The organism is Microbispora sp. CL1-1 (assembly GCF_012034195.1).
Lineage (GTDB): Bacteria > Actinomycetota > Actinomycetes > Streptosporangiales > Streptosporangiaceae > Microbispora.
The window spans coordinates 190,895-217,880 of the sequence record NZ_JAATEK010000003.1 but is presented as its reverse complement, the minus strand read 5'-3'; the positions used below and the strand labels follow the sequence as shown (position 1 = coordinate 217,880).

The window sequence follows — 26,986 nt, the reverse complement described above, 5'->3', positions numbered from 1 at the left end:
CGGCATGCGGAGGCTCACACGCCGCCTCTCGCACGCCGTATCCACTCGCACGCCGTATCCAAGAGCCGCCGCACGGGCACGCCGCACGCGCGGGCGCGGGGGCCGCGCCTGTGGCCCGTGCCGGGCGACCCGCCGTCAGTGGGCCTCGGCGCGGCTCTCCGTGGTCGTGTCGTCCTCGCGCCGCGTACGCCGCTGCCGGGGCGTGGCCTTCCGCACCGTCGTCGTGGCAGGGGCCTCCTCGCCCGGCGGCTCCGCGGCCGTACTGGTCCCGGACGAGGTGGAGCCCGCACTCGCACCGCTCGCCGAGGGCGGCTCCGGCGGCCCGGCCGAGCCGGTGGAGGGGGCGGGCGCGGGCTTCCCTGAAGCGGACCCGGACCCGGACCCGGACCCGGACCCGGACCCGGACGCGGACCCGGACGCGGCGGGCCGGGCGGAGGGCTCGTCCGCACCCGGCTCCCCGGGCTGTGGCGGGCGCAGCGCCGCGATGACCGCGTCGGCCTCCGCGTCGGCGGCGAACTCTCCGGCGGCCTCGGCCTCGCGCCGTTTGATGACCACCATGTGGTCGACGGAGATCCGGCCCGCGCCCGTGACGGCCAGCAGCACGGAGGCGGCCCCGAGGGCCACGATCAGTTCGATGTCGCCCCCGGTGAGCGGCAGGCCGCTGTCCCCGGCCGTGATCACGAACACCGCGAGAGCCTCGGCGAACAGCAGGAGCCCGACGGCCGGCACGATGAGGCCCGCGATCAGCAGCGTGCCGCCCACCAGCTCCGTCAGCATGGTCACCGGCGCCCACACATGGGGCAGCGGGGCCTGGAGCGCGGTGAACTGGTCGGCGGTCGCGTTGAGGCCGGCTTCGAGCTTCTGCCAGCCGTTGGCGAAGAAGATCCCGCCGACGCCCATGCGGGCGGCCAGCGAGGCTAAGTCGTGCAGGGTTCTCTTCACGGCTTCTCACTCTGGGGTGGGGGGTGACTTGCCCGGACACTTTCCCGCCGACGCCGCCGTCATGCGTCCGGTCCGCTCAGGTCCGTACGCTGTCGGACTCCTCGGCGTCGGCGCTCGCGGGGGTGGGAACGTGGCGGGGGAGCAGCAGGGCCACCGCCAGCGCGGTGAGCGCGAGCAGCGCCACGCTGACGGCGATGGTGGAGTGCAGGGCGGTGACGAAGGCCGCGCGGGCGGCCTCCAGCAGCGCGGTCCCGGCCGCACCGGTCTCGTCGGCCACGTGCGCGGCCGCGGCCAGCGACTCACGCGCCTGCGCCATGAGCCCGGCCGGGATGCCCGGCACGTTTGCGAGGGAGGGGGCGTACACGATCGTGGTGATCGTCCCGAGGACGGCGATGCCGAGGCCCGCCCCGAGCTCGTAGGCCGTCTCCTCGATCGCGGCGGCGCCGCCGGCCCGCGACTCCGGCACGGTTGCCATGATCGTGTCCGACGCCGCCAGCAGGGCGACCTCGACGCCGAAGCCGATCCCCACGAAGCAGGCAGTCAGCATCACCGGATGCTGCTCGGTGCCCCAGGTCAGCACCGGGGTGAGCGAGAGCGCGGTCAGGGCGAGGCCGCCGCCCACCGTCGCGCGCAGCCCGACGCGCCCCAGCACGTGCGCGGCGGCCAGGCCGCCCGCGATCGCCGCGACCATGAGCGGCAGCATCCGCACGGCGGCCTCCAGGGGCGAAAGCCCCAGCACGAGCTGGAGATACTGCGCCAGCATCAGCTCCAGCCCGACCAGCGCGAAGATGGCCAGCAGCACGCAGCCGACGCCCGTCGCGAAGCCGCGCTGCGTGAACAGGCCGATGTCGAGCAGGGGGAACGCCAGCCGCCGCTGCCGCCGTACGAACCAGACGAGCAGTGCGACGCCGGTCGCGAGCACGGCGAGCGAGAGCCCGCGGCCCAGCGTGTGCCCCGACCCCGCCTCCTTCAGCCCGAACGCGATCGCCAGGATGCCCACGGTGGACAGGGCCGCGCTCAGCGCGTCCCACGGATGGTCGGCCCGCCGCGGTGACGCCGGCAGGATCCGTACGGCGAGCGGCAACGCGATCAGCAGCAGCGGCACGTTGATGAGGAAGACCGCGCCCCACCACAGGTGCTCGACGAGGACCCCGCCGATCAGCGGCCCGACGGCCGCTCCCGCGGCGGCGACGGCGCTCCACACGCCGAGCGCGATCGCCCGCTCGCGCCGGTCGGTGAAGACCTGCCGGATGATCGAGAGCGTCGCCGGCATGATCATCGCGCCGCCGACGCCGAGGAAGGCCCGCGAGACGATGAGCGCGAGCGGGGTCGCGGCGAACGCGGCCGACAGCGAGGCCAGGCCGAACACCACGTAGCCGCCGAGCACCAGGGGCCGCCTGCCATACCTGTCGCCCAGCGTGCCGAACGTCACCAGCAGCGGCGCGACGACCAGCGAGTAGATGTCGATGATCCACAGGAGCTGTACGGACGACGGCTCCAGGGCGGCGGTGAGCGCCGGGACGGCGATGTGCAGCACGGTCGCGTCGACCGCGATCAGGAGCAGGCTGAAGCACAGGAGCACGAGCACCGACCACCGGCTCGCCCTCCGCTCCCGCAGGGCACTGGTGGCGCGGACGGCGGCGGACTCGACCGAAACCATGATCATAGTCCGCTCAGTGCTCCTGCTCCGAGATCCCGGCCAGCTGGAACATGCGTGGCAGCTTAGGCCATGGGAAGCGGATCTCTCAGCCCTTCCGGTGATGTCGGGAACAAATCGCCGGATCCCCATCACCCCAGGTGATCAAGCGGAGCAATCCGCCTCTCTAGAGAGCCATAGGTATATATCCCGCGTCTAGGCAAGAGACCGGCCGCAACGGATCATGCGGTCGTGGGGAGCGATATCGACGGACGCGACACGTCCCCGGTGCCGCCCCCGCTCGACCGCGCCGACGCCCGCGCCTGGTGCGCCGTCGCGGTGGCCCGGCTGTCGTGCGACCAGCCGGAGGCGGCGCTGGAAGCGGCGCGCCAGGCGATCGGCCGCGATCCGCAGGACGAATGGGGGCATCGCCTCGTCGGGGCGGCACTGGAGCGTCTCGGGCGCGACACCGAGGCGGTGGCGGCGGCACGAGAGGCCGTACGGCTCGCGCCCGGCTCCTGGGCGGCGCGGCTGCGGCTCGCGAGCGCGCTGCGGCGGATCCCCGGACGGTGGCGGGAGGCCTGGGCGGAGGCCCGCCGCGCCGTCCGGTTCGCCCCCGACGAGCCCGACCCCCACGTGCTGTGCGGCGACCTCGCGCTGCTGCGCGGTGACCACGACGGGGCCGCCCGGGCGTACGGCGCGGCGCTGCGCAGGCGCCGGGACCACCCGGCGGCGTGGGTGAACCTCGGCCTGGCCCTGCTGCGCTGGCAGCGGCCGCGCGACCACCACGACCCCGCGTGGGAGGCCGACCCCCGCGACACGGGCCGTGCGCGGCGTGCCCTGGAGACCTGGTCGCGGCAGGTGCGGGTGATCCTCGCGGTCGCGACGGCCGGGATCTGCGCGGCCGTTCTGCTGCCGGGCCTTCTCCCCGGCGCGAACGGTCATCCCGGCACGCGGCGCCTCTCCGGTGTGCAGGGCCTCCTCGGCATGCACGGCCTTCCCGGTGTGCACGATCTCCCCGGCCTGCACGACCTCCCCGCCATGCGGGGGGACGTGCGCGTCGTCGGCGCGCTGGCGCTCGCCGCCGTCCTCGTGGTCTGCCTCCGGCAGGCCGCGCGCGTCGGCGCCTGGACCTACGTCCCCGGGATGCTCCGGCGCGACCTGCGGCTCTTCATGTCGGTCGCGCTCGGGTTGCTCACCCCGGCGGCGTACCTGGCGGAGCTGGCCACGCTGCCGGAGCCGGGGGCGGCTTCGCTGCACGAAGGGGGCGGCGTCTGGGCCGGGGCGACCGGGCTGGTGCTCCTGAACCCCGTCGTGGCGCTCGCCGTCCGGCTCCTGGCCGAGACGTGGCGGGGGCGCCCGCTCGCCGCGCTGAGGCGGTTCGCCACCGCGCTGCATGTGCCCTCGTCGTCACGCATGCGACCACCCGCCTCATCGGCCATGCCGTCACGCGTGCCACCACCCGCGCAACGACCTGCCTCATCGGCCACGCCACCACGCGTGCCCCCGCAAGCGCCGCCACCCGTCCCATCTCGCGTGCCACCACCCGCGCAAGGCTCCGCCTCACCGCCCATGCCGTCGCGGGTGCCGCCGCAAGCGCCGCCACCCGCACAACCACCCGTACGGCCGGCTGGGTCCGGCGTGGCCGATCGGGGGCGGGCGGCGGCGGCCGACCGGGCGGCGGCGCGTGACATCGCCGTCGCGTACTGGATCGTCGCGGCCCGCGCGTGGCAGGCGGCCGCGGTGCTCATGCTCCTGCCTTTCGTGACCACGGTGCCCCTCGCCGCCGTCGCGTGCCTGGCGGTCCCGGTTGGGCTGCTGCACGCGCGCACGACGGGCGCGCCGCGGCCGGACGACCGGTGGCTCGCCACGGCGCTCACCGCCCCGGCCGTCGCCGCCCTCTGCGCCGCCGCGGCGGGCGCGGCGCACGCCCTCATGGGACCCGGCCCCGCCGTCGTGGCCCTGTGGCGCTGTGCGTGGGGCGCGCTGGCGTTCGGCGCGGCGGCCTTCGCGGTGCGTGCCGTACGGGCGTGGTGGCGCGGCGGGCCGGGTCCGTGGCGCGCCTCGCTCGTGCCGTCCGAGTCGCGGGGCGCGCGGATCCCCGGCGACCTGACCCCCTCGGCCGGTCTCAGCGAGGAAGTGCGGCACGCCGCGGCCTACTCCCGGAACGTGGTCCTCGCCTGCACCGGGGCTGACGGCCCGCGCGCGCTCGCGGTGAGCGCCGTGACCTCGGTGAGCCCGGCGGGCGAGTTCCGCCTCATCGCGGGCGACGAGGCGTGGGACGCGGTGCGGCGCGATCCCCGCGTGGTGCTCTTCGTGGGAGACCCGCGATTCTGGGCAGAGGTGCGGGGCGTCGCCGTGCCGGACGACGACGTGCTGCGGGTGACGCCGCGGCAGGTTCTGATGCGCGAGTACCCCGGACGCCACCAGGCCCGCACCCGGTAGCGCGAACCACGCAACTCGGGCGCGCGTCCGGTTCCGGCGACGTGCGTCGTCCACCGCGCCGCTTGGGTCCACCCATTCCGTTCGCACGTGCGGTATAACCGGGGTCGAAGCGGGGAGGCGTCGATGCGGGACTCCGACAGGGCACGGGCGGCGAGCCTCTTAAGCCGGACTGCGGCACGTGATCTGTTCGAACAGGTGCGTTTCCGCTATTTCCAACTTCCGCCGTTCGCGCGGCGCGCGTTGTTCGTCGTGCTGCTCGTCGCCACCATGGGCCTGGCCGCGGCGCTCAACTGGTCGCTGGTGCCCACGTTCATCTACACGTTCCTGGCGCTGTGCTTCCTCGCGCTGGCGCTCAGCTATCCGCGCGCCGCCGCGACCGTGCTCGTGCTCGCCGGGTGGGGCCTGCTGCTGCCGCTGTTCATGGGCGTGTTCGGCGGGCAGTCGATCGCGCCCGGCCTGCTGATGCTGCTGGGCGCGCTGACCGGCGTCGCGGCCCACCTGATCCGGTGGGTCCCGCCGTGGCTGACGACGCTGATGGCACTCGCGCCCGCCGGCGTCGTCGCGCTGTCGCTGTCGCCGCTGTCGCCGTCCGCCGCCCTGTGGGGCGCGTACGGCGTCGTCGCGGCGGTGCTCCTCTACCGCCTGGTGCTGGCCCGCAGGGTGCGCGCGGAGGCGGAGCGGGAGGCGGCGGGCGCGGAGACCCAGGTGCAGGTGCGCGGCAGGGCGGGCGGCCACCAGACCGCCGCGGCCGAGGCCGGCGCCCCGCCGCCCATCACGGTCGAGCAGGCGCTCGCGGAGCTGGAGTCCATGATCGGCCTCGAACCGGTCAAGGAGCAGGTGCGCGCCATCGCCGCGTCGATAGAGGCGGCCCGGCTGCGCAGGGAGGCGGGCTACGCCAACGAGCGGCCGATGCGCCACTTCGTGTTCGTCGGCCCTCCCGGCACCGGCAAGACCAGCGTCGCCAGGTCGCTCGCCAAGATCTTCTACGCGTTCGGGCTGCTGGAGACGCCGTTCGTGGTCGAGGCGCAGCGGGCCGACCTCGTGGGGGAATACCTGGGGGCCACGGCGATCAAGACCAACGAGCTGATCGACCGCGCGCTCGGCGGCGTCCTGTTCGTGGACGAGGCGTACAGCCTGATCAACTCGGGCGACGGCCAGCCCGACCGGTTCGGCGCGGAGGCCGTGCAGACGCTGCTCAAGCGGGCCGAGGACGACCGTGACCGGCTCATCGTCATCCTGGCCGGCTACGAGCGGGAGATGAACGACTTCCTCGCGTCCAACCCGGGGCTGTCGAGCCGCTTCGCCACCCGGGTGCGCTTCCCCAGCTACAGTCCGGCGGAGCTGCTGGAGATCACCGAGGCGCTGCAGCAGCGCCGGGGAGACCGGCTCGCCCCGGAGGCCCGTCCCGTGCTGCGCCGGCTGTTCGAGGACGTGGAGCGCCGGGGGCTCGTCGACGACCTCGGCAACGCCCGGTTCGCCCGCAGCCTCGCCGAGGCCGCGGCGCAGGCCCGCGACGTGCGCGTGGTGAGCGCGGGCGGGGCGCCGCGCGGCGAGGACCTGGTCACCACCACCGCTGACGACGTGACCAAGGCGTTCAACGAGATCACCGCGCGATACCGCGGCTACCAGGTCACCCCGACCCTGGACGAGGCGCTCGCGGACCTCGACAGGATGGCGGGCCTCGAACCGGTCAAGCGGCAGGTGCACGCGATCACCGCCCAGCTCAAGGTGGCCAGGATGCGCCAGGAGCAGGGCCTGCCGGTCCAGTCGCAGATGCGGCACTTCGTGTTCGTCGGCCCTCCTGGCACCGGCAAGACGACCGTCGCGCGCATCCTCGGCCGGATCTTCTCCGCGCTGGGCCTGCTGGCCCGGTCCGACGTGGTCGAGGCGTCGCGGGCCGACCTGGTCGGCCAGCACCTCGGCGCCACGGCGATCAAGACCAACGAGCTGGTCGACCGGGCGCTCGGCGGGGTGCTGTTCATCGACGAGGCCTACAGCCTGGTCAACACCGGCTATTCGGGGGGCGACGCCTTCGGGGCCGAGGCGGTGCAGACCCTGCTGAAGCGCGCCGAGGACGACCGCGACCGCGTGGTCATCATCCTGGCGGGCTACGAGCGCGAGATGGACGCGTTCCTGGCGACCAACCCCGGCCTGGCCTCCCGGTTCAACCAGCGCGTGTCGTTCCCCTCCTATCGGCCGTCGGAGCTGGCCGAGATCGCGGAGCTGCTGGCCTCCGGCAGCGGCGACAGGTTCGACGCCTCCGCCGCCCGCGACCTCGCCGACGTCTTCGACTGGGTGTGCCGGGAGGGGCTCATCGACGGCCTGGGCAACGGCCGCTTCGCCCGGTCGCTCTACGAGCGGGCCGCGCTGCGGCGCGACGTCCGGCTCGCCGAGCAGGGGTCGGCGAACGCCGCCGAGCTGACGACGATCACCAGCGAGGACGTCCGCAGCGCGGTGGACGAGTTGTCCTGATGCCGTAGGACGTGTCAGGGGAACCCCGCAGACGCGTGTCCCGATGGCCGCGAGCCGTCACTTCCTGCTACTAATCGACTGCGGATGGTAGCCGGAGGATCGGAGAAGCACGTGAGAGCACGATGGCCGGTCGCCCTGGCCACACTGGCCGCTCTGTGGGCCGCCGGTGCCTGCGGCGTGCAGCGGGGGCCCGGTGAACCGGACAACGGGCTCGCCCCCTCCCCGGTCAAGGCGTACGACATCAACCCGATGGCCCGCGACAAGGTCAAGGACGGCGGCACGCTCCGGTGGGGGCTCACCGACTTCCCGACCCAGTGGAACCGCAACCACATCGACGGCGACGGCACCGGAGTCAAGGCGGTGACCGACGCGCTGATGCCCCGCACGTTCCGCTCCGACGAGCGGGGGCGGCTGACGCTCGACACCGACTACGTGACCAACGCGAGGATCACCGCGACCTCTCCCCGGCAGGTCATCACCTATTCCATCAACCCCAAGGCGAAGTGGTCGGACGGCAGGCCGATCACCTGGACCGACTTCGCCGCCCAGTGGAAGGCCATGAGCGGCCACGACCGGGACTACCGGGTCGACTCGACCATCGCGTACGAGAACATCCAGAGCGTGGCCAGAGGGGCGAGCGACCGCGAGGTGGTGGTCACCCTCGCCCAGCCGTTCAACGAGTGGCAGTCGCTGTTCACGCCGCTGTATCCCAGCAGCACCAACGCGACCGCGGCGGCGTTCAACGCCGACTGGATCAACCACATCCCGGTGACCGCGGGGCCGTTCCGCGTCGAGCGTCTCGACGTCAAGGGCAAGACGGTCAGGCTCACCCGCAACCCCGCCTGGTGGGGCAACCGCGCCAAACTGGACGCCATCGAGTTCCGGACCGTGCGCCCCGACCAGATGGTCCACGCGTTCACCAAGGGCGACGTGGACCTCTTCGAGGTGGGCCCGTCCCCCGACGACTACGCGCGGGTCAGGGAGGCGTGGGACGCCGTGATCCGGCAGGCCGCGAGCACCCAGTATCGGCAGTTCACCTTCAACGGGGAGAGCCCGGTCCTGTCCGACGCGCGGGTGCGCGAGGCCGTCGCGGCGGCGATCGACCGCCGCGGCCTCATGCAGGTGGACCTCAAGGGGCTCGGCTGGCCGATCGTGACGCTGGACAACCACTTCCTCATGAACAGCCAGTACGGGTATCAGGCCAACGCCGGACAGATCGGTGCGTATGACCCGAAACGGGCCGGGCAGCTGCTCGACCAGGCGGGCTGGAAGCTGTCGGGCAAGACCCGCGTGAAGAACGGCAAGCCGCTCACGCTGCGCTTCGTCGTGCCCGACGGCATCGTCATGAGCGGCGTCGAGGCAGGCGTCGCCCGGCAGATGCTCGATCGCGTGGGCATCCGGGTCGACGTGCGCAAGGTGTCCTTCAACGACTTCTTCGGCAAGCACCTCATCCCCGGCGACTTCGACATCACCGCATTCGCCTATCCGAGCTCGCCGTTCCCGGTGTCGAGCGCCTTCGACATCTACGCGGACGGCGAGAGGGGCGGCCGGGGCGACGACGTCGAGTGGTACTCCAACCTCGGGCGCAGCGGGAGCAGGCAGATCGACGAGGCCATGTATCGCGCGGGCAGCACGCTCGACCCCGGCAAGGTGCCCGGCCTGCTGAACGAGGCCGACCGGCTGGTCTGGAAGAAGGTCAACGTGCTGCCGCTCTACCAGAGCCCGCAGGGCGTGGCCGTGCGGTCCGCGCTGGCCAACGTCGGGGCCAACGGGTTCTTCGACCTCAGGTACGAGGACATCGGCTACGCCTCCTGAGCGGCGCCCACGGGCCGTCTCCGGGCCGCCGGAGGCCCCCGGCGACGCCCAGGAGGCGCCCAGGCGGTGCCCGGGAGGCACATGCGGCGACAGGGGCCCCCAGCCGACGGCACGGGGCCTGGCGGGTCAGATGAACGGCTCCACCGTCACGCCGGCCTCCAGGAGCGCCTTGCGGACGGCGGCGGCGATCCGTACGGCGTCGGGGGTGTCGCCGTGCACGCAGACGGACCGGGCGCCGACGCGCACCTCGCCGCCCTCGATCGTCGTCACCACGCCCTCCGTGGCCATGCGCACGGCGCGGGCCGCGACCTCGTCCGGATCGTGCAGCACCGCCCCCGGCCGCCTCCGGGGCACCAGCGTCCCCTCGGCCGTGTACGCGCGGTCGGCGAAGCACTCGGCCACCGACGGCACGCCATGACGGGCGGCCACCCGCGAGAGGGCCGACCCGGGCAGCGTGAGGATCGGCAGCGCCGCGCCGAAGGCCTCCACGGCGGCCACCACGGCCTCCGCCTGCTCCTCGTCGCGGCAGGCGCGGTTGTAGAGGGCGCCGTGCGGTTTCACGTACGACACCCGCCCGCCCATCGACCTGGCCATGCCGTCCAGGGCGGCGAGCTGATAGAGCACGTCGGAGCACAGCTCCTCCGGATCGATCTCCATCTCCCTGCGGCCGAAGCCGGCCAGGTCGCGATAGGAGACCTGGGCGCCGATCGTCACGCCGCGGTCCACCGCCGCCGCGCAGGTGCGGCGGATGATCAGCGGGTCGCCCGCGTGGAAGCCGCAGGCGATGTTGGCGCTCGTCACCAGGTCGAGCAGGGCCACGTCGTCCCCGAGCCGCCAGATCCCGTAACCCTCTCCGAGATCGGCGTTCAGGTCCATCACGCCAGTGGTCATCGCCGTGCCTCCCGCAGCTCGGTGCGGTGTCCATCCTGCCGCAGGGAGAGGGGCCGCCGCCGTCAGGCGGGAGGTTCGTCCGGGATGTCGGCGATGTCGTCGAGCGCGGCGGCCAGCTCGTCCGGATGGTCGCCGATCCGCTCGGCGATCTCGATGAGGACGTGCAGCACGTCGTGCCGGTCGTGCCCGAGGTCGATCAGGCGCTGGGCGGCCTCCCACAGCTGCGGCGGGTCGCCGACCCACAGCCGGCCCGCGATCTCCTCGTGCCAGGCGAGGTGCTCCTCCAGGTCCGTACGGCCGAGCTCGCCGGCGTGGTCGATCTCCAGCAGGATGCGCCGGTCGGCCTCGTCCGCCGGGTTCAGCAGGTCGAGGCTGGTCGAGCCGCGCATGCCCTGCAGCAGGGGGAACGCGAACGCGCGCCGGGCCAGGGCGGACAGGTCGCCGTCGGGCAGCAGCCGCTCCACGAGAGAGCGGTCCAGCCCGAACGTGGTCGGGTCGCGGTAGGCCTCGGTGAAGCGGGCCGTCGCCTCCCAGACCGCGTCGAGCGTCGCCCGCACCCCCTGCTCGGGCAGGCCGATCCGGGGGCCGGCGAAACGCACCCACGCCGACAGCACATGCGGCATCGCGTCCTGCTCCGCCGGGCTGAGCAGGACCTTGCGCGGCAGCCAGTCGAGCAGGAACGTCTCGCACTTGGTCGGGCTCACCCGCATCGGCCGCCCGAAGTCCTGGTCGCAGCCGTAGTCGATGATGTGGTCGGCGCACCGGGAGGCGGCCGACGGGTCCGACAGGTTCTCCGCCGCGTCCGAGGCGAGGAACTCGGCCGCCAGCATCGCGCGGCGGTCGCGGCTGTAGGGCGCCTCGGTGTGCGCGGGGGCGGGCCGCATCCGCCCGGGCGGCAGCGCCTTGATCCGCGCCCGCGCGAAGGCGTGGTAGGCGCTGTAGCTGTCGCTCACGAGCTTGGGGCCGGTGCGGCCGTGCGCGGCGGTCCTGGTGGCCTTCATGGCGAACTCCAGCAGCGCCCGCGCCTGCTGTGGCTCCAGCTCCTCGAACCGCAGCAGCGCGTTGCCCGCGGCCTCCAGCCTGGCCTGTTCGAGCAGCTTGTCGACCTGCGACGACACCCAGGCGTCGCGGGCCATGCCGCCCATGTTGTAGTCGACGACCACGACCAGCGCGTGCCTGTCCTCGCCGTTGTAGGCGAACGTGCACACCACGGTGTCCTGGTCGCCGTACACGTCCCTGGAGACGTAGCAGCCGGTCGGCTTGACGGCCCCGACGCGGTCGGCCCAGCGGGGGCGGGCGACGTCCGACTCCATCAGCGCGAGCGCCGCGCCCTCCGCCTTGGCCGCCTGGCGGGCGGTGCCGAGGTAGGCGACGGAGACGAGCAGAGTGAGCGCGGCCGGCGTGCCGGCCTTGGCCGCGTAGTCCACCAGCCCCTCGCCGAGGATCTGCTCGACGTCGCCGCCGCGCAGCCGCCTGCCCCACCAGGCCCCGAGCATGTCGGAGACCATGAGCTCGGCGTCGAGAGGGCTGCGGACGGCGAGCAGTTCCCTGGCCGCCAGCAGCATCTCCGCGAACACGTCGTCCGGTGGCCGGGTCTCCCGGGGGTCACGTCGGCGCCGGCGACTCACGAGGTCTCGCTCCGCTCGCTCACGGTGACCACCTTCTCGCATTCCCGCCGCGAACGGCATCAGGAACACGGCCCGGTGACTTCCCCGTTATCTGCCGCTCCGGCCGTGCCCGCCGTACGGGTGCGGGTGGGGACGCTCGCTGGGGGACCGCGGCGCGGCGCCTCACCTCCGGGAAGGCGGCGCCGAGTTGACCACGCCCAGGAGGCGTTCCCGGGCGACCCGCTCGACGATCTCCGGAGTGACGTCGAGTCCGAGATGCTCGCCGCAGGCCCAGGTGTCGGCGACGCACCGGGCGACTGCGGACAGGGGGACGGTCAGGAATTCCGCGGCCAGCCGGTGGGTGACGAGTTCCGCCGGTTCACGAAGACCCGGCTCCGGTGTTGGGCCGCCACTGATTCGTGCTGCGAGTACGGGCATGGACTGCATTCCTCGCTGAATGGGGACCTGCCGCCCCTTATTCCACCTCTTTCCCCGGCGGTGTCAACCCTTCGCGGGCCGCCGCGTGGGAAGCTGAATCCATGCGTATCCGGCTCGCCCAGGATCCCGAGGCCGACGAGCTTCTCGGCCGCAGCCCCCTCGCACTGCTCATCGGCATGCTGCTCGATCAACAGGTGCCGCTCGAGCGGGCCTTCGCGGGGCCCCGTACGATCGCCGACCGGCTCGGCAGGGACCTGGACGCGCGTGAGATCGCCTCTTATGATCCTGATCAGTTCGCGGCTCTGCTCGCGGCGACGCCTGCCGTCCACCGCTATCCGAAGGCCATGGCGGCGCGGGTCCAGGCGCTCGCGGCCTATCTGGTCGAGCAATACGATGGCTCGGCCGAGAAGGTGTGGGAGGATGTCCGCGACGGCGCCGGGCTGCTGCGCCGGCTGCTGGCCCTCCCCGGATTCGGCCGGCAGAAGGCCCAGATCTTCCTGGCCCTGCTGGGCAAGCAGTGCGGTGTGCGCCCGGACGGCTGGCGTGAGGCGGCCGGGCCGTACGGCGAGGAGGGGGTGCACCGGTCGGTGGCCGACGTCGTGGACGCCGAGAGCCTGCAACTGGTCCGCGCGACCAAGCAGGAAGCGAAGCGGGCGGCCAAGAAGTAGGCCGGATCCTCCTGCGCGAGACGCCGGTCTTTTGACAGGATGCGTTGACCGCATGGCGGGCGGGGCTTCCGTCCGTGCATGCCGATCGCCCATGATGTAGGGCAGATCTGCGCTACCAATCACAGTTATGGAGATGTGCCTCGTGGGAGACGCTGGCACGCGACGGAGGTGCCGACCATGAGCGCCGAAACCTCCGTGCCCCGGCCCCGGGAGCCCGGTTTGGACATATCAGACTCCGACCTCTTCAGAGGCATGATGTCGGAGGCGCCGTTTGCCTTCGCCTTTTTCAACCCGGATGGACGTTTCGTCCGGGTCAACTCCACCTTTACCGAGCTGACCGGCCATCCTGTCGAGCTGCATCTTGACCGCCGGCCGTCCGAGTTACTGCCGGCCGACCTGACCACCCTCATCGAGGCGGCGCTGCGCCGGATCGCCGACGAGTCGCTGCCGATCACCGACCAGCGGATCAGGACCCGCGCCGGGAACGGCGACACCCGCCACTGGACGGTGTCGTTCTACCCGATGCGGGGCGACGACGGCGTCGTCGGCACCGCGTTCTTCGGCGTGGACGTGACCGAGCGGCAGCTGAACGAGGAGGTCCTCGAGCGCAGCGAGGAGCGTTACCGCTCGCTGGTGGAGTCGCAGCAGCAGCTCGTGTGGATCACCTCGCCCAGCGGCACGGTCGCCGAGGACGCGCCCCAGTGGCGTGCCATCACCGGCCAGGGCCTGGAGGAGTACCTCGCCCACGGCTGGCTGGACGCCGTGCACCCGGACGACCGTCCCGGCACCGAGGAGGCGTGGCGCGAGGCGCTGCGCGGCCGGACGATGTTCGAGTGGAGCTACCGGGTGCGCACCCGGGCCAGCGGCTACCGGCACTTCGAGGTCCGGGCCGTGCCGATCATCAGGCACGGCCGCGTGGTGGAGTGGGTCGGGGCGAACACCGACGTCACGCCGCAGCGCGAGGCCGAGGAGATGCGCGGCCGCCTCACCGACCAGCTCGGCGCCGCCGCGCTGCGCACCGCCCGTCTCCAGGGCGCGACCGCGCAGCTCGCCGAGGCGCTCACCGTCGAGCAGGTGGTGCAGGTCATCATCGACGTCGGCCGTACGGCCCTCGCCGCCGACCACTCGTCGGTGGCCCTGCTCGACCTCGACCGGGCGACGCTGAAGCTGATCAGCAGCGGCGGCACCCCGGACACCCGGGGCGAGGAGATCGATCTCGCGAACCCCAACGTGATGACGATGGCGGTCAACAGCCGCCGCCCGGTCTTCGCCGAGTCGCCGGAGAGCCTGCGCGCCCAGCTCGTGGACGCCGGCGCCGACGAGGCACAGATCTCCGGGTTCCTCGCGCAGACCGACGAGCGGGCCTGGGTGGGCCTGCCGCTGCTGGCGGCCGGGCGGGCGCTCGGCGCGCTGCGGTTCGCGTTCACCCGGACCCAGAAGATCTCCCAGGAGGACGGCGTCTTCCTGGAGGCCCTCGCCGGTCAGTGCGCCCTGGCGGTCGAGCGGGCCACGCTCTTCGAGCGCGAGCACAAGACCGCCGAGACGCTGCAGCGCAGCCTGCTGCCCGAGCGCCTGCCGGTGGTGCGTGGGCTGACGCTGGCCTACCGCTTCCGCTCCGGCTCCCGGCACGTGCAGGTGGGCGGCGACTGGTACGACGCGTTCGTCCTCCAGGACGGCCGGGTGGCGGCCGTGGTGGGCGACGTCATGGGCAAGGGCGTCAAGGCCGCCGCCGGCATGGGCCGGATCCGCAACGCCATGCGCGCGCTCGCGCTGACCAACCCGCCCCCGGCCGCGGTGCTGACGGGGCTCGACCGCGTTTTCGAGGCCACCGAGGAGGAAGAGCAGGTCACCACCCTGGCGTACATGGTCGTCGAGCCCGGCACCGGGGAGGGCACGCTGGCCCTGGCCGGTCACCCGCCGCCGCTGCTGGTCTCGCCGCAGGGCGTCGGGCTGCTGCACGAGACCGAGCCGGGCACTCCGCTCGGCTGGGCCACGAGCCGCAAGCAGTTCCGGTTCTGCGTGCCGCCGGGTCACACCGCCGTCCTCTACTCGGACGGCCTGGTGGAGAACCGCAAGCGCGGGCTGGACGCCGGACTCAGGGAGCTTTCGTCCGTCGTGGCCGAGGCGCCCCCAGAGGTCCTGATCAGCCCGAATATGCTGCTGGATTTCCTGGTGGACCACATGCTGTCCGGGTATGAACAGGATGATGACGTAACGGTACTCGCGGTCCACGTGCCACCGGCCACGAAGAGTGACTGAATGAATCAGGCATAACGGTTGCTTTCGGGTATCAGTGACCTCCTTCCGTACGCACTAGTGTCTCGGTCGGCCTAGGGTGGAGGAGCAACCGGCGGGACGCGGCCGTATCACGTACCGTGGCGTGCCACAATGGCATGTCGCGGTCTGCGCGACCTCACCACCGGAAAAGAAGAAGCACCTGGGTCCATTCTCGCCATGCGTTCGTTCGAGAGGTGTTCGTGTCGCCTGCAAGTTCGACTCGCTCGAAGCCGTCGGAGCTGAACGAGCCAGTGATTCAGCAGCTCCTCGAGCGTGGGCGCTCGCAGGGTTTCCTCGAGTCCGAGGATGTCCGCAAGGCCTTCGAGGAAGCGGACATCCCGATGTCGCAAGCCGCTGGATTCCTGCGCAGCCTCAGCAAGGAGGGTGTGACCGTCGTGGTGACGGCCGCCGACTCCGCGGCTCCCAAGCGTTCTCGAGGTCAAGCCAAGCGCCGCACCACCGCGCCCGTCAAGAAGACCACCAAATCCGCCGCGGCCAAGGAGTCGCAGCCGGAGACCGTGACCGCCGTGGTGACCGACTCCGCGCCGGCCGCCAAGCCGGCGCCGAAGAAGCCCGCGCCGGCCAAGCCCGCGCCGCCCGCGGCCAAGCCGGCCGCCGCCAAGGCGCCCGCCAAGCCCGCGCCGCCGAAGAAGGCCGCGCCCGCCAAGCCGGAGGCCCCCGCCACGGGTCCCCAGGCCAAGGCGCCCAAGGCCGACTCCAAGCCGAAGTCCGCCGACATCGCCGACGACGAGGACATCGACCTCGAAGGTGACGTCGACATCGAGGACTTCGACATCGAGGTCGAGGACGTCGAGATCGACGCCGAGGTGGAGACCGACGACTCCGACACCGAGGCCGAGGGGGAGGCCGACGGCGACGAGCCCAAGGCCGAGGCGCTCGCCCAGTCCGAGGACGAGGTCCTGATCCTCACCGACGACGATGACGACGCGCCCGTCGCCCAGGTGGCGGCGGCCGGAGCCACCGCCGACCCGGTGAAGGACTACCTCAAGCAGATCGGCAAGGTTCCGCTGCTCAACGCCGAGCAGGAGGTCGAGCTCGCCAAGCGGATCGAGGCCGGCCTGTTCGCCGAGGAGCAGCTCGCCCAGGAGGCCGACAACCTGCCCGTCGACGTCCGCGCCGAGCTGGAGTGGATCGCCGAGGACGGCCACCGCGCCAAGAACCACCTGCTGGAGGCCAACCTCCGGCTCGTGGTCTCGCTGGCCAAGCGCTACACCGGCCGCGGCATGCTGTTCCTGGACCTGATCCAGGAGGGCAACCTGGGCCTGATCCGCGCCGTCGAGAAGTTCGACTACACCAAGGGCTACAAGTTCTCCACGTACGCCACCTGGTGGATCCGGCAGGCGATCACCCGGGCCATGGCCGACCAGGCGCGGACCATCCGCATCCCGGTCCACATGGTCGAGGTGATCAACAAGCTGGCCCGCGTCCAGCGGCAGATGCTGCAGGACCTGGGCCGCGAGCCCACGCCGGAGGAGCTGGCCCGCGAGCTCGACATGACCCCTGAGAAGGTCATCGAGGTGCAGAAGTACGGCCGCGAGCCGATCTCCCTGCACACGCCGCTGGGTGAGGAGGGCGACAGCGAGTTCGGCGACCTCATCGAGGACTCCGAGGCCATCGTCCCGGCCGACGCCGTGAGCTTCACGCTGCTGCAGGAGCAGCTGCACTCCGTTCTCGACACGCTGTCGGAGCGCGAGGCGGGCGTGGTCTCCATGCGGTTCGGCCTCACCGACGGGCAGCCGAAGACCCTCGACGAGATCGGGAAGGTCTACGGCGTGACCCGTGAGCGGATCCGCCAGATCGAGTCCAAGACCATGTCGAAGCTGCGCCACCCCTCCCGTTCGCAGGTGCTGCGCGACTACCTGGACTGACGCACGACTCGATCGTCCCCCCGGCCACGCACCACGGCCGGGGGGACGATCGTGTTTACGCCGACGTAACATCGTGGTAGCGCTGTGGGCACGGCGATGCTCCTAGGCTCGCGCCTCATGGGAGTGATCGAAGTGGATCGGGCGCGTGCTCGGGGGCCACGAGTGATCCCGGACCGCCCTTGGGCGGACACCATGCTCGACGAGGCGGTCGAGGCCGTCTCCCGGGGTGACCTCAGACCGGCGGCGGTGGTCCTCGCGGACAGCAGGGGCGACCCGGAGAAGCGGTCGCTGCGGGTGGAGGCGCTGTCGCGCGCCGTCATCGGCGCGAGCCGGTCGATAGAGGCGTTGATCGCCTACGACCAGGGCAACCCCGACCTCTGGCTGTGGCTCGGCCGGGCCCGCCTGGAGGAGGCCTGGGAACTGCGGCCCGACGTACGGGCCAGGGCGGTGCAGGCGGACCGGCAGCACGCCTACCAGTCGGCGATGGAACGGGCCAGGCAGCCGCTGCTGACGGCGGCGGGCCTCGCGCCGAGTGACCCCGTTCCCTGGGAGTGCCTGATGTGGCTGGCGATCGGGCTCGACCGGCCGCGCGCGGACAAGGACGCGGTCTGGTACGAATGCTCCCGCCGGTGGCCGACGCTGTATTCGGGGGCCCTGGCCCGCCTGATCACCCTGTCGCCCGGCTGGGGCGGCACCGCGGCGGAGATGCTCGCATTCGCCCGCTCGGCCGCCGCGCACGCCCCGGAGGGCAGCCCGCTCCCGGCGCTCGTGCCGCTGGCCCACTTCGAGATCGTCGCCGCCGCCCGCACCCCCATGTCGCGGGGCGGCTGGTTCTCCTTCGAGGCGCAGCGCGACATCGTCTCGGCCGCCGGTCAGTGGGCGGAGCGGCGCCTCGGCGGGGCGCACCCGCGCTCGGTGGAGGCGCACAACGTCTTCGGCGCCGCCTTCTACCTGTCCGACCTCAGGCGTCCGGCGCGGGGGCACCTCGCCAGGACGGGCGGCCGGTTCAGCCGGGTGCCCTGGTCGCACCTCGGCGATCCGGCGCAGCAGTACCGCCGGGCCTGCGCCCGGCTCAACCTCTGACTCACTCGTCCACGATCACGTCGAGGATCCGCGGCTTTCCCCGGCCGGCCGGCGCGGCCGGTTCCACGCGATGCCCGAGGCCGGTCAGCAGGTCGGCGAGATCCCCGGCCGTTCGAGGGCGATCGGGTGTCTCGAGGAGCGCGCGGGCCACGACGCCCCGGGTGGCCTTCGCCATGTGGCTGACGACGGTCCGCTTTCCGGCCGCCTCCCGCAGCACCCGTACGGCCACGCCGCGCTCGCCGGGCTGCCAGGCGGCGGCGTACGTCGCGGAGCGCATGTCCACCACGAGCCCCTTGGTCGCGTCGAGCACCGCGCTGATCGACGGCCGCCAGAACGCGGCCAGGCCGCCCATCGGCGGCAGCCGTACGCCCATGGACAGGCGATAGGGCGGCACGCGGTCGGATGGGCGCAGCAGGCCCCACAGCGCCGAGAACACCACGATCCGCCGGTCGGCCCGCCGCCGGGCCTCGGGGGAGAGGGTGGCCAGGCCGAGATTGTCGTACAGCACGCCCGTGTAGAGGGCGGCGACGGGCAGCGTGCGTGCCGTGGGAAGCGCCAGGTTGCGCTCGATCTCGCCGGCCTGCCCCTCCGACAGGCCGAGCACGTCGCGCGCCTCGGGCGTCCGGCAGAGCGAGACGAGGGCGTCGAGGACCTTCTCGCGCGGGGAGGCGAGTTCGGGGAAGCTGAGCCGGCGGGCGGCGGAGGTGCCCCGCTCGGCCTTCCCCTCCGACGGAGGAAGCAGGATGAGCACGGTTTCGCAGCCTACTGCGCCCCGACCGGAGAGTTTCCCCCGATCGGGGCGCAAGGTCGTGCCTGACAAATCAAGCCCTGCTGCGCGTGGCCCGGGCGGCGCCTCGCTGCGTTCTCGTCCCACCCGCGGAGATCGCTCGCAGGCTCACAATCTCCGCGGGCCCGGGGTCGTCGCCCGTAGCCTCCGGCTACGAGCTCCTCCGCCGCCTTGCGATGCGTCCGCCTGCCCGCTCGTGACGGGCGGCATTTGTCAGACACTCTCCAGGCCCGGCCTACTCCTGGCCGGTCTTGACCGCCTTGAGCACGGCCTCCGCGATCGAGCGGGGGTCCACGCCGAAGTGCTTGCGGACCGACTCGCGGGTGCCCGACAGGCCGAACCCGTCGGTGCCGAGCGAGGTCCAGGGCCGGTCGATCCACGGGCTGATCTGGTCGGGCACCGCGCGCATCCAGTCGCTGACCGCGATCACCGGCCCCTCGGTCCCGGCCAGGGCCTGCCGGATGTACGGCACGCCTTCGGTGGACATGGCGTCGCGGCGCAGCTCGCTCCAGGAGGTGACCGACCACACGTCCACGCCAAGGCCGTACTCCTCACGGAGCAGCCGCTGCGCCTCCAGGGCCCAGTGGATCGCGGTGCCGCTCGCCAGCAGGTGGGCCTGGCCGCCGCCCTCGGAGAACCGGTAGATCCCCCGGAGGATGCCCTCCTTGACGCCCTCGGGCATCGCGGGCTGGGGGAGCGGCTCGTTGTAGACGGTCAGGTAGTAGAACACGTCCTCGCCGTCGGGGCCGTACATGCGCCGGAGCCCCTCACGCACGATCGCCCCCACCTCGTAGGCGAAGGCGGGATCGTAGGCGAGGCACGCCGGGTTGGCGGAGGCGAGCAGATGCGAGTGACCGTCGGCGTGCTGCAGGCCCTCCCCGGTCATCGTGGTCCGGCCGGCGGTGGCGCCGACGAGGAACCCGCGGCCGAGCTGGTCGGCCAGCGCCCACATCTGGTCGCCGGTGCGCTGCCAGCCGAACATCGAGTAGAAGATGTAGAAGGGGATCATGACTTCGCCGTGGGTGGCGTAGCTGGAGGCCGCGGCCGTGAACGACGCCATCGACCCGGCCTCGGTGATGCCCTCCAGGAGGATCTGCCCGTCGGTCGCCTCCTTGTACGCCAGCAGCAGGTCGCGGTCGACGGACTCGTAGCGCTGGCCGAGGGGCGAGTAGATCTTGGCTGTGGGAAACAGCGACTCCATGCCGAAGGTCCGGGCCTCGTCGGGCACGATCGGCACCCAGCGGCGTCCCGTCTCCGGCTCCTTCATCAGGTCCTTGACCAGGCGGACGAAGGCCATCGTCGTGGCCACCGGCTGCTTGGAGCCCTTCTCCAGAGCGCGGAACGGCGTCTCGGACGGGGCCGGCAGCGGATGGTAGGAGACCGTGCGGCGGGGGATCGGCCCGCCCAGCTCGCGGCGCCGCTCGGCGGCGTACCGCGCCTCCGGCGAGTCGGCGCCGGGGTGCACGTAGGGCGGCAGGTCGCCGTCTAGCGCCGAGTCCGGCACCGGCAGGCCGAGCCGGTCGCGCAGCGCGCGGAACTCGTCCTTGCTGAGCTTCTTCATCTGGTGGTTGGCGTTGCGCGCCTCGATGCCCGCGCCGAGGGTCCAGCCCTTGACGGTCTGCACGAGGATCACCGTGGGCGCGCCGCGGTTGTCCAGGGCCCTGCGGTAGGCGGCGTACACCTTCCGCGGCTCGTGGCCGGCCCGGGACCCGCCGACGATGCGCTGCAGGTCCTCGTCCGAGTGCGGCACGTCAATCCCGTGGAACAGCCGCTCCCTGATGTAGGCGCCCGACGACGCGGCGAACGTCTGGAACTGCCCGTCCGGCACCTCGCCCAGCCGGGCCACCAGCTCGTCGGAGGTGAGCAGGCTGTCCCACTCCTGGCCCCACAGCGCCTTGACGACGTGCCAGCCCGCGCCCCGGAAGACGCTTTCGAGCTCCTGCACGATGCGGGTGTTGCCGCGTACGGGTCCGTCGAGCCGCTGCAGGTTGCAGTTGATCACGAACGTGAGGTTGTCGAGCCCTTCACGGGCGGCCAGGGTGAGGGCGGCCGTTGCCTCCGGCTCGTCCATCTCGCCGTCGCCGAGGAAGGCCCATACGTGGCTGTCCGAGGTGTCCTTGATGCCGCGGTTGTGGAGATAGCGGTTGAACCTGGCCTGATAGACCGCGTTGAGGGGGCCGAGGCCCATGGAGACGGTGGGGAACTGCCAGAAGTCCGGCATGGATCGGGGGTGGGGGTACGACGGCAGCCCGCCCTCGGGCTCCCGCCGGAACAGGTCGAGCTGGGCCTCGCTCAGCCTGCCCTCCAGGAAGGCACGCGCGTAGATGCCGGGGGAGGCGTGGCCCTGGAAGTAGACCTGGTCGCGGCCGCCCTGGAAGAAGTGGTTGAAGCCCACCTCGTACAGCCAGGCGGCCGAGGCATAGGTCGCCAGGTGTCCGCCGAGCCCCAGCCGGCTGCCCCTGGTGATCATCGCCGCGGCGTTCCACCGGTCGTACGCGGCGATGCGTTCCTCCATCTCCAGGTCACCGGGGTAGCCGGGCTCCTCGGAGGTGGAGACGGTGTTGATGTAGCGGGTGGTCGTCGCCAGCCGCCTCAGCAGGTAGTCGGCCCGTTCGGGGCCGGCTGCACGGCGGACCGCCTCGAGGGATTCGAGCCACTCGGCGGTCTCCTGCGGATCCAGGTCTTCTACCATGAATCTATTAAATCACCCTATGATCGATCATCGGATGTATCCTGGGCCCTATCATCGGCCTCGTGGAACCCGTGCTGCGGCCGCCGCTTCGCGACCATATCCGGCAAACGGTGCTCGACGGCCTCATCCACGGCCGATGGAAGCCCGGCGACCGTATCATCGAGCGTCGTGTGGCCGCCGAGCTGGGTGTCAGCCAGGCCCCCGTGCGTGAGGCGCTGCGCGAGCTGGAGGCGCTCAGGCTCATCGAGTCGGCGCCCAACAAGGGCGCACGGGTCCGCGGGCTCACCCGGAGCGACCTTCGCGAAGTGTACGAGGTGCGGGCGGGCCTGGAGGAGACGGCCGTCCGGCTGGGCAGGCCCCGCGTGGGGGTGCTGCGTACGCATCTCGGCCGCCTGCGCGACGCGGCGGCCGGCGGTTCCCTGGACGATCAGGTGCGGCACCTCGTGGCCTTCCACCGGGAGATCGTGAAAGCCTCGGGCAACGAGGTGCTGCTGTCGGTGTGGGAGTCGCTCGGCATCGAGGTGTGGTCGCACCTGTCGATCCGCCTGTTCCGGATGAACCTGCACGAGAACGTCGGCCGCCACGAACCTCTGGTGGAGGCGTTCGAGCGGGACGACCCCGAGGTGGGCGTCCTGCTCCGCGAGCACGTGCTCGGCTACGCCCCGCTCGACCCCGGAGGCAGGTAGGGGGTTCGAACCCGGGCAGCGCAGGTCAACTAGGCTGCGGCGGGTGAGTGAGGTGAGCGAGGAGATCGCACGGTTCGACCTCCTGGTCGACGAGGCATGGCCGGCGCCGGGACGGGTCGAGGACGGGGGCTGGGTCTACCGGCACGCGGGCGGTGTGACGAAGCGGGCCAACTCGGTGCTGCCGCTGGGAGAGCGCGCGGATCTGCCGGAGGCGGTCGACCGGGCCGAGCGTTTCTACGCGGGCATCGGACAGCCCTGCGTGTTCTCGGTCGGCATGGGCGCCTCGCCCGGGCTCGACGACGAACTCGGCCGCCGGGGTTATCGGCTCGTGGACCCCACCCTGGTGATGACCAGGCCGATCACCGGCGACGAGGCCGCCGCCGGGGCTCCGGTGGCGGACAGGCCGTCGGAACGGTGGCTGCACACCTGGTGGACCGTGGACGGCGGGCGCCACGACGAGACCGGCGGGGTTCCGGCGCGGACGTGGGGCGAGCGCATCCTCAGCGGGGTGCCCGCCGGGTACGTCCTCCTGGAGGAGGGCGCGGTGGGACGGGCCGTGCCGCAGGGGCGCCGGCTCGGGATCTACTGCATGGCGGTCGAGCCGCACGTCAGGCGGCGCGGGCTGGGCGCGGCCGTGCTGCGCACCCTGCTCGCCTGGGGACGGCAGCGTGGCGCCGACAGCGCCTACCTGGTGGTGACGGAGGCCAACACCGGCGCCCGCGCGCTCTACGAGCGTGAGGGATTCGCCGTCGCCGGCCGCTACCACTACCGGGTGCGGTCCTGACCCGCGGGCGCCGCTGCGGGGCCCCGGGGGAAGCGGGGAACGGCGGTCGCGCCGGCCGGGCGGCCCGGGCCGAGAGGTTCGTCCGGGCCGATGACGTGGATCGATGATTCATATGGAGACGGCGCGCGGAGCCGACGTCGTCGTCCGCGCTCCGGCACGCCGTCTATGGGGTCAGCGCTCGCCGTCAGGGGCGGTCGCGGGGGATTCACTGAGTCGGGCCGACTCGTCCTGGATCTCAGCACCTTTGTCGCGCAGCACAGCCACGTGCTGACGCCCGTGGTGGGCGCAGAACAGCAACTCCCCACCCACGGGCAGGGTCGCGCGGATGTAGGCCTGAGCACCGCACCGGTCACACCGGTCCAGGGCCGTCAGCGGCTTGATGGGGGCGAGAGCTCCAGTCACGTATCGCCTTTCGGGTCGCCCCACGGTGTGGGGACGTTGGCGTCAGTCACTTGGGACAACATCTAACCGGATACGGGCCTTCCCAATCATGCTCCGAGTACGCCCAGAGCAGAATGATCCGTAAAGTGACCGGGATCACAGCGAAAGTGCCGGTCATAGTGCTGCGCCTGGCAAGCTTGTGCGCGTACAAACATGAGTGGCGTTAAGCTGCGTACGCGTGTTCGATTGATAAGTAGGAGTTGGGTGTGACTGCGGTTCGCGCGGAGACGGGGTACACCGCCCGTCATCTCTCTGTGCTGGAAGGCCTGGAGGCGGTCCGCAAGCGCCCGGGGATGTACATCGGCTCCACGGACACGCGCGGCCTCATGCACTGCCTGTGGGAGATCGTCGACAACTCGGTCGACGAGGCGCTCGGCGGCTACTGCACCCGGATCGAGGTCGAGCTGCACCCCGACGGCTCGATCGAGGTGCGTGACAACGGGCGCGGCATCCCCGTCGACATCGAGCCCAAGAGCGGCCTGGCCGGCGTCGAGCTCGTCTACACGAAGCTCCACGCGGGCGGCAAGTTCGGCGGCGGCTCCTACGGCGCCTCCGGTGGTCTGCACGGTGTCGGCGCCTCGGTGGTCAACGCGCTGTCCTCCCGGGTGGACGTGGAGGTCGACCGCGACGGCAAGGTCCACCAGATCAGCTTCCGCCGGGGCGTGCCCGGCGTGTTCGACGGCGACGGCCCGACCGCCAAGTTCCGCAAGAAGTCCGGCCTGCGCGACGGCGGCCCGGCCCCGCGCCACGCCACCGGCACCCGCGTGCGTTTCTGGGCCGACCGGCAGATCTTCCTGCCCGAGGCGGAGGTCTCGCTCGACGAGATCCACGTGCGGCTGCGCCAGACGGCCTTCCTGGTGCCGGGGCTCACGCTCGTGGTGCGCGACGCCCGCGGCGAGGAACCGGCCGAGGAGACGTTCCGCTTCGACGGCGGCATCAGCGAGTTCACCGAGTTCTTGTCCCGCGACGAGGCCGTGTGCGACGTGCTGCGGCTGCAGGGCGAGGGCCACTTCCACGAGACGGTCCCCGTGCTCGACGAGCAGGGCCACATGACGCCGACGGAGGTCGAGCGGGAGCTCACCGTCGACGTCGCGGTCCGCTGGGGGAAGGGCTACGAGACGACCGTACGCTCGTTCGTGAACGTGATCGCCACGCCCAAGGGCGGCACCCACGTCGCGGGATTCGAGCGGGCTCTGGTCCGCACGATCAACGAGCAGCTCAGGGAGACCCGGCTGCTGAAGAACGGCGACGAGCCGGTGACCAAGGAGGACATCCTCGAAGGGCTGACCGCGGTCGTCACCGTGCGGGTGCCCGAGCCGCAGTTCGAGGGCCAGACCAAGGAGGTGCTCGGCACCTCCGCGGCCAGTCGCATCGTCGCCCATGTGGTCACCCGTGAGCTCAAGGCGCTGTTCGCGAACCCCAAGCGGGGGCAGAAGCAGCAGCTGCGCGCGGTGCTGGAGAAGGTCGTGGCCGCGGCCAAGGCCCGCATCGCCGCCCGCGAGCACCGCGACAACCAGCGGCGCAAGTCGGCCCTGGAAAACTCGGCGCTGCCCGCCAAGCTGGTCGACTGCCGCAGCGACGACGTCGACCGCAGCGAGCTGTTCATCGTCGAGGGCGACTCCGCGCTGGGCACGGCCAAGCTCGCCCGCGACTCGGAGTTCCAGGCGCTGCTGCCGATCCGGGGCAAGATCCTGAACGTGCAGAAGGCGTCGGTCGCCGACATGCTCAAGAACGCCGAGTGCGCCGCGATCATCCAGGTGGTCGGCGCGGGGTCCGGCCGTTCGTTCGACATCGAGTCGGCCCGCTACGGCAAGATCATCCTGATGGCCGACGCGGACGTGGACGGCGCGCACATCCGCTGCCTGCTGCTCACGCTCTTCCACCGCTACATGAAGCCGATGGTCGAGGCCGGGCGGGTGTTCGCCGCGGTGCCGCCGCTGCACCGCATCGAGGTCACCAACCCCGGGCGTGGCCAGGACAAGTACATCTACACCTACAGTGACGCCGAGCTGCACAAGGTCCTGCGCGACCTGGAGCGGCGCGGCAAGCGCTGGAAGGACCCCGTGCAGCGTTACAAGGGCCTCGGTGAGATGGACGCCGATCAGCTCGCCGAGACGACCATGGACCCGCGCCACCGCGTCCTGCGCCGCGTGCGGATCGAGGACGTCGAGGACGCCGAGCGCATCTTCAACCTCCTCATGGGCAGCGATGTCGGCCCGCGCCGCGAGTTCATCATCGGCAGCGCCGCCGAGGTGGACCGCGACCACATCGACGCCTGACACATCAGGTCGCCTGGTCGCCGGCCCACCTTCCCCGTGAGGTGTGACGACCGGAGGCCGCCTCTCAGGGCTTGACCTCGCGCAGGCGTCCGGTCTCGACCTCGTAGACGAACCCCCGCACCGAGTCCTTGTGCGGGATGAACGGGTCGGCCGTGATCCTGTTGATCGACTGGATGACGTCCGCGTCGAGGTCGGAGAACGCCTCGGCGGCCCAGTCGGGCTTGATCCCGGTCTCGGCCTCGATGCCCCGGCGGAAGTCGTCGTCGGTGAAGGTCAGCATTCCGCAGTCTGTGTGGTGGATGAGAATGATCTCCCGCGTGCCGAGCAGGCGCTGGCTGATGGCGAGGCTGCGCCGCTCGTCCGCGGTCACCACGCCGCCGGCGTTGCGGATGACGTGGGCGTCGCCCTCGCTGAGCCCGAGCAGGCCGTACACGTTCAGCCGGGCGTCCATGCAGGCGAGGACGGCCACCCCGCGTGCCGGGGGCAGCGGCAGGTGTCCCTTGTCGAAGGCCGCGGCGTATCGCTCGGCGTTGGCGAGGAGCTCGTCGGTGACGCTCATGTGATGCCCCTTCGAATCGTATGAGTCGCTGGGCTCAGCGTTGCCAACTATTCCTACCAAGTCAATAGGTATATGCCGTAGGGGCGCCAGGATCTCCTGTCACGCGTCGAGGTGTCGGTGCCGGAAGGCGTCGTGACGCTCACGTGCGCCGTGGAGCGCCGCTCGCAAGCATGGGTGCTCACCCGCATGGTCGAGCGGACCAACGGTGTGATCGGCGTCGTCGGCCGGCTGGAGTGGAAAGAGGACGGCGTCGGCCCTGGGAAGAGCGCTGACCGGCCGTCACCCCGTCTTGCACTCCGGAGCGGTGGAAACGCCGACACCCCTGCCCGGTCATCGGGAAGGGGTGTCATGGCGCACTCTGGAACTTTCAACCGCACCCGGAAAGACGGCGGCCCCCCGAACTCTCGGGCGACTGATCGGCCCCTGGACATGACGGCTTTACGACATAGGAGCATCGAGAGGCCGCGATCGGCGACGGCCGCGTTCCGCCTCCGGCAACGCCGGTTGCCGCCGGCGCGCCGGCCGAAAGCGCGACCGCTCCGCTCGACAGTCAGGATGCATTGGCGCAGATCGCATAAGGGGCGAGAATCGCATT

At 71.9% G+C, this 26,986-nt stretch carries 19 protein-coding genes; 10 read left to right on the top strand and 9 right to left on the bottom strand.

Going from position 1 to position 26,986, the window contains the following annotated elements; all coding sequences use genetic code 11:
* Nucleotides 1–135 precede the first annotated feature (135 nt).
* Nucleotides 136–942 (bottom strand): DoxX family protein, encoded by an 807-nt coding sequence (locus HCK04_RS05275; RefSeq protein WP_168065665.1) that lies wholly within the window; start codon nucleotides 940–942, stop codon nucleotides 136–138.
* Between the two features lie 76 nt (nucleotides 943–1,018).
* The gene (locus HCK04_RS05270; protein ID WP_185948922.1) at nucleotides 1,019–2,608 is read right to left on the bottom strand and encodes an MFS transporter; all 1,590 of its coding nucleotides are present in this window, start codon (nucleotides 2,606–2,608) and stop codon (nucleotides 1,019–1,021) included.
* Between the two features lie 222 nt (nucleotides 2,609–2,830).
* Between HCK04_RS05270 and HCK04_RS05265 the strand changes: the two genes are divergently transcribed.
* The 3 genes from HCK04_RS05265 (at nucleotide 2,831) to HCK04_RS05255 (ending at nucleotide 9,310) form a co-directional block, all read left to right on the top strand.
* Entirely contained in the window at nucleotides 2,831–5,023 is a 2,193-nt protein-coding gene (locus HCK04_RS05265; RefSeq protein ID WP_142645731.1) for a hypothetical protein, read from the top strand.
* Between the two features lie 123 nt (nucleotides 5,024–5,146).
* Entirely contained in the window at nucleotides 5,147–7,495 is a 2,349-nt protein-coding gene (locus tag HCK04_RS05260) for an AAA family ATPase (RefSeq protein ID WP_142645730.1), read from the top strand.
* Between the two features lie 111 nt (nucleotides 7,496–7,606).
* Nucleotides 7,607–9,310, top strand: coding sequence for an ABC transporter family substrate-binding protein (locus HCK04_RS05255; RefSeq protein WP_142645729.1), 1,704 nt, complete (start codon nucleotides 7,607–7,609; stop codon nucleotides 9,308–9,310).
* A 126-nt stretch (nucleotides 9,311–9,436) separates the two neighbouring features.
* Here HCK04_RS05255 and HCK04_RS05250 read toward each other — a convergent pair whose 3' ends face one another.
* The 3 genes from HCK04_RS05250 to HCK04_RS05240 all read right to left on the bottom strand — a co-directional run bounded on the left by HCK04_RS05250 (nucleotide 9,437) and on the right by HCK04_RS05240 (nucleotide 12,246).
* The gene (locus HCK04_RS05250; protein ID WP_142645728.1) at nucleotides 9,437–10,201 is read right to left on the bottom strand and encodes a 5-oxoprolinase subunit PxpA; all 765 of its coding nucleotides are present in this window, start codon (nucleotides 10,199–10,201) and stop codon (nucleotides 9,437–9,439) included.
* Nucleotides 10,202–10,263: 62 nt separating this feature from the next.
* Nucleotides 10,264–11,766 (bottom strand): hypothetical protein, encoded by a 1,503-nt coding sequence (locus HCK04_RS05245; RefSeq protein WP_142645871.1) that lies wholly within the window; start codon nucleotides 11,764–11,766, stop codon nucleotides 10,264–10,266.
* Nucleotides 11,767–11,991: 225 nt separating this feature from the next.
* A complete protein-coding gene (locus HCK04_RS05240) occupies nucleotides 11,992–12,246 on the bottom strand; it encodes a hypothetical protein (RefSeq protein WP_185948921.1) in 255 nt (84 codons plus the stop codon).
* Between the two features lie 101 nt (nucleotides 12,247–12,347).
* Here HCK04_RS05240 and HCK04_RS05235 point away from each other — a divergent pair, with 101 nt between their 5' ends.
* From HCK04_RS05235 to HCK04_RS05220, 4 genes are all read left to right on the top strand, one after another.
* Nucleotides 12,348–12,914, top strand: a complete 567-nt coding sequence (locus HCK04_RS05235; protein ID WP_142645727.1) for an HhH-GPD-type base excision DNA repair protein — start codon at nucleotides 12,348–12,350, stop codon at nucleotides 12,912–12,914.
* Nucleotides 12,915–13,091: 177 nt separating this feature from the next.
* Nucleotides 13,092–15,173, top strand: coding sequence for a SpoIIE family protein phosphatase (locus tag HCK04_RS05230; RefSeq protein WP_142645726.1), 2,082 nt, complete (start codon nucleotides 13,092–13,094; stop codon nucleotides 15,171–15,173).
* Nucleotides 15,174–15,391: 218 nt separating this feature from the next.
* Entirely contained in the window at nucleotides 15,392–17,080 is a 1,689-nt protein-coding gene (locus HCK04_RS05225) for an RNA polymerase sigma factor (RefSeq protein ID WP_260617124.1), read from the top strand.
* A 192-nt stretch (nucleotides 17,081–17,272) separates the two neighbouring features.
* Nucleotides 17,273–18,163 (top strand): hypothetical protein, encoded by an 891-nt coding sequence (locus tag HCK04_RS05220; protein ID WP_240971006.1) that lies wholly within the window; start codon nucleotides 17,273–17,275, stop codon nucleotides 18,161–18,163.
* 1 nt (nucleotide 18,164) lies between these two features.
* On the opposite strand, the gene HCK04_RS05215 is transcribed toward HCK04_RS05220, so the two are convergent.
* Nucleotides 18,165–18,914, bottom strand: coding sequence for a peroxide stress protein YaaA (locus HCK04_RS05215; RefSeq protein ID WP_142645723.1), 750 nt, complete (start codon nucleotides 18,912–18,914; stop codon nucleotides 18,165–18,167).
* A gap of 271 nt (nucleotides 18,915–19,185) precedes the next feature.
* On the bottom strand, nucleotides 19,186–21,642 hold the full coding sequence (gene aceE, locus HCK04_RS05210; RefSeq protein WP_142645722.1) for a pyruvate dehydrogenase (acetyl-transferring), homodimeric type: 2,457 nt from the start codon (nucleotides 21,640–21,642) through the stop codon (nucleotides 19,186–19,188).
* A 71-nt stretch (nucleotides 21,643–21,713) separates the two neighbouring features.
* Here aceE and HCK04_RS05205 point away from each other — a divergent pair, with 71 nt between their 5' ends.
* Together HCK04_RS05205 and HCK04_RS05200 are read left to right on the top strand one after the other, a co-directional pair.
* Nucleotides 21,714–22,328, top strand: a complete 615-nt coding sequence (locus HCK04_RS05205; RefSeq protein ID WP_221889870.1) for a GntR family transcriptional regulator — start codon at nucleotides 21,714–21,716, stop codon at nucleotides 22,326–22,328.
* Between the two features lie 43 nt (nucleotides 22,329–22,371).
* Nucleotides 22,372–23,112 (top strand): GNAT family N-acetyltransferase, encoded by a 741-nt coding sequence (locus tag HCK04_RS05200; RefSeq protein ID WP_260617122.1) that lies wholly within the window; start codon nucleotides 22,372–22,374, stop codon nucleotides 23,110–23,112.
* A gap of 171 nt (nucleotides 23,113–23,283) precedes the next feature.
* Here the strand turns inward: HCK04_RS05200 and HCK04_RS05195 are convergent, their stop codons facing one another.
* Nucleotides 23,284–23,514, bottom strand: a complete 231-nt coding sequence (locus tag HCK04_RS05195) for a hypothetical protein (RefSeq protein WP_079312375.1) — start codon at nucleotides 23,512–23,514, stop codon at nucleotides 23,284–23,286.
* Nucleotides 23,515–23,759: 245 nt separating this feature from the next.
* Here HCK04_RS05195 and HCK04_RS05190 point away from each other — a divergent pair, with 245 nt between their 5' ends.
* Nucleotides 23,760–25,832, top strand: a complete 2,073-nt coding sequence (locus HCK04_RS05190) for a DNA topoisomerase IV subunit B (RefSeq protein WP_142645720.1) — start codon at nucleotides 23,760–23,762, stop codon at nucleotides 25,830–25,832.
* 64 nt (nucleotides 25,833–25,896) lie between these two features.
* On the opposite strand, the gene HCK04_RS05185 is transcribed toward HCK04_RS05190, so the two are convergent.
* Nucleotides 25,897–26,391 carry a carbonic anhydrase gene (locus HCK04_RS05185; protein WP_142645719.1) on the bottom strand — a complete coding sequence of 165 codons (495 nt, stop codon included), beginning with the start codon at nucleotides 26,389–26,391 and terminating at the stop codon, nucleotides 25,897–25,899.
* Nucleotides 26,392–26,986: the final 595 nt, after the last annotated feature.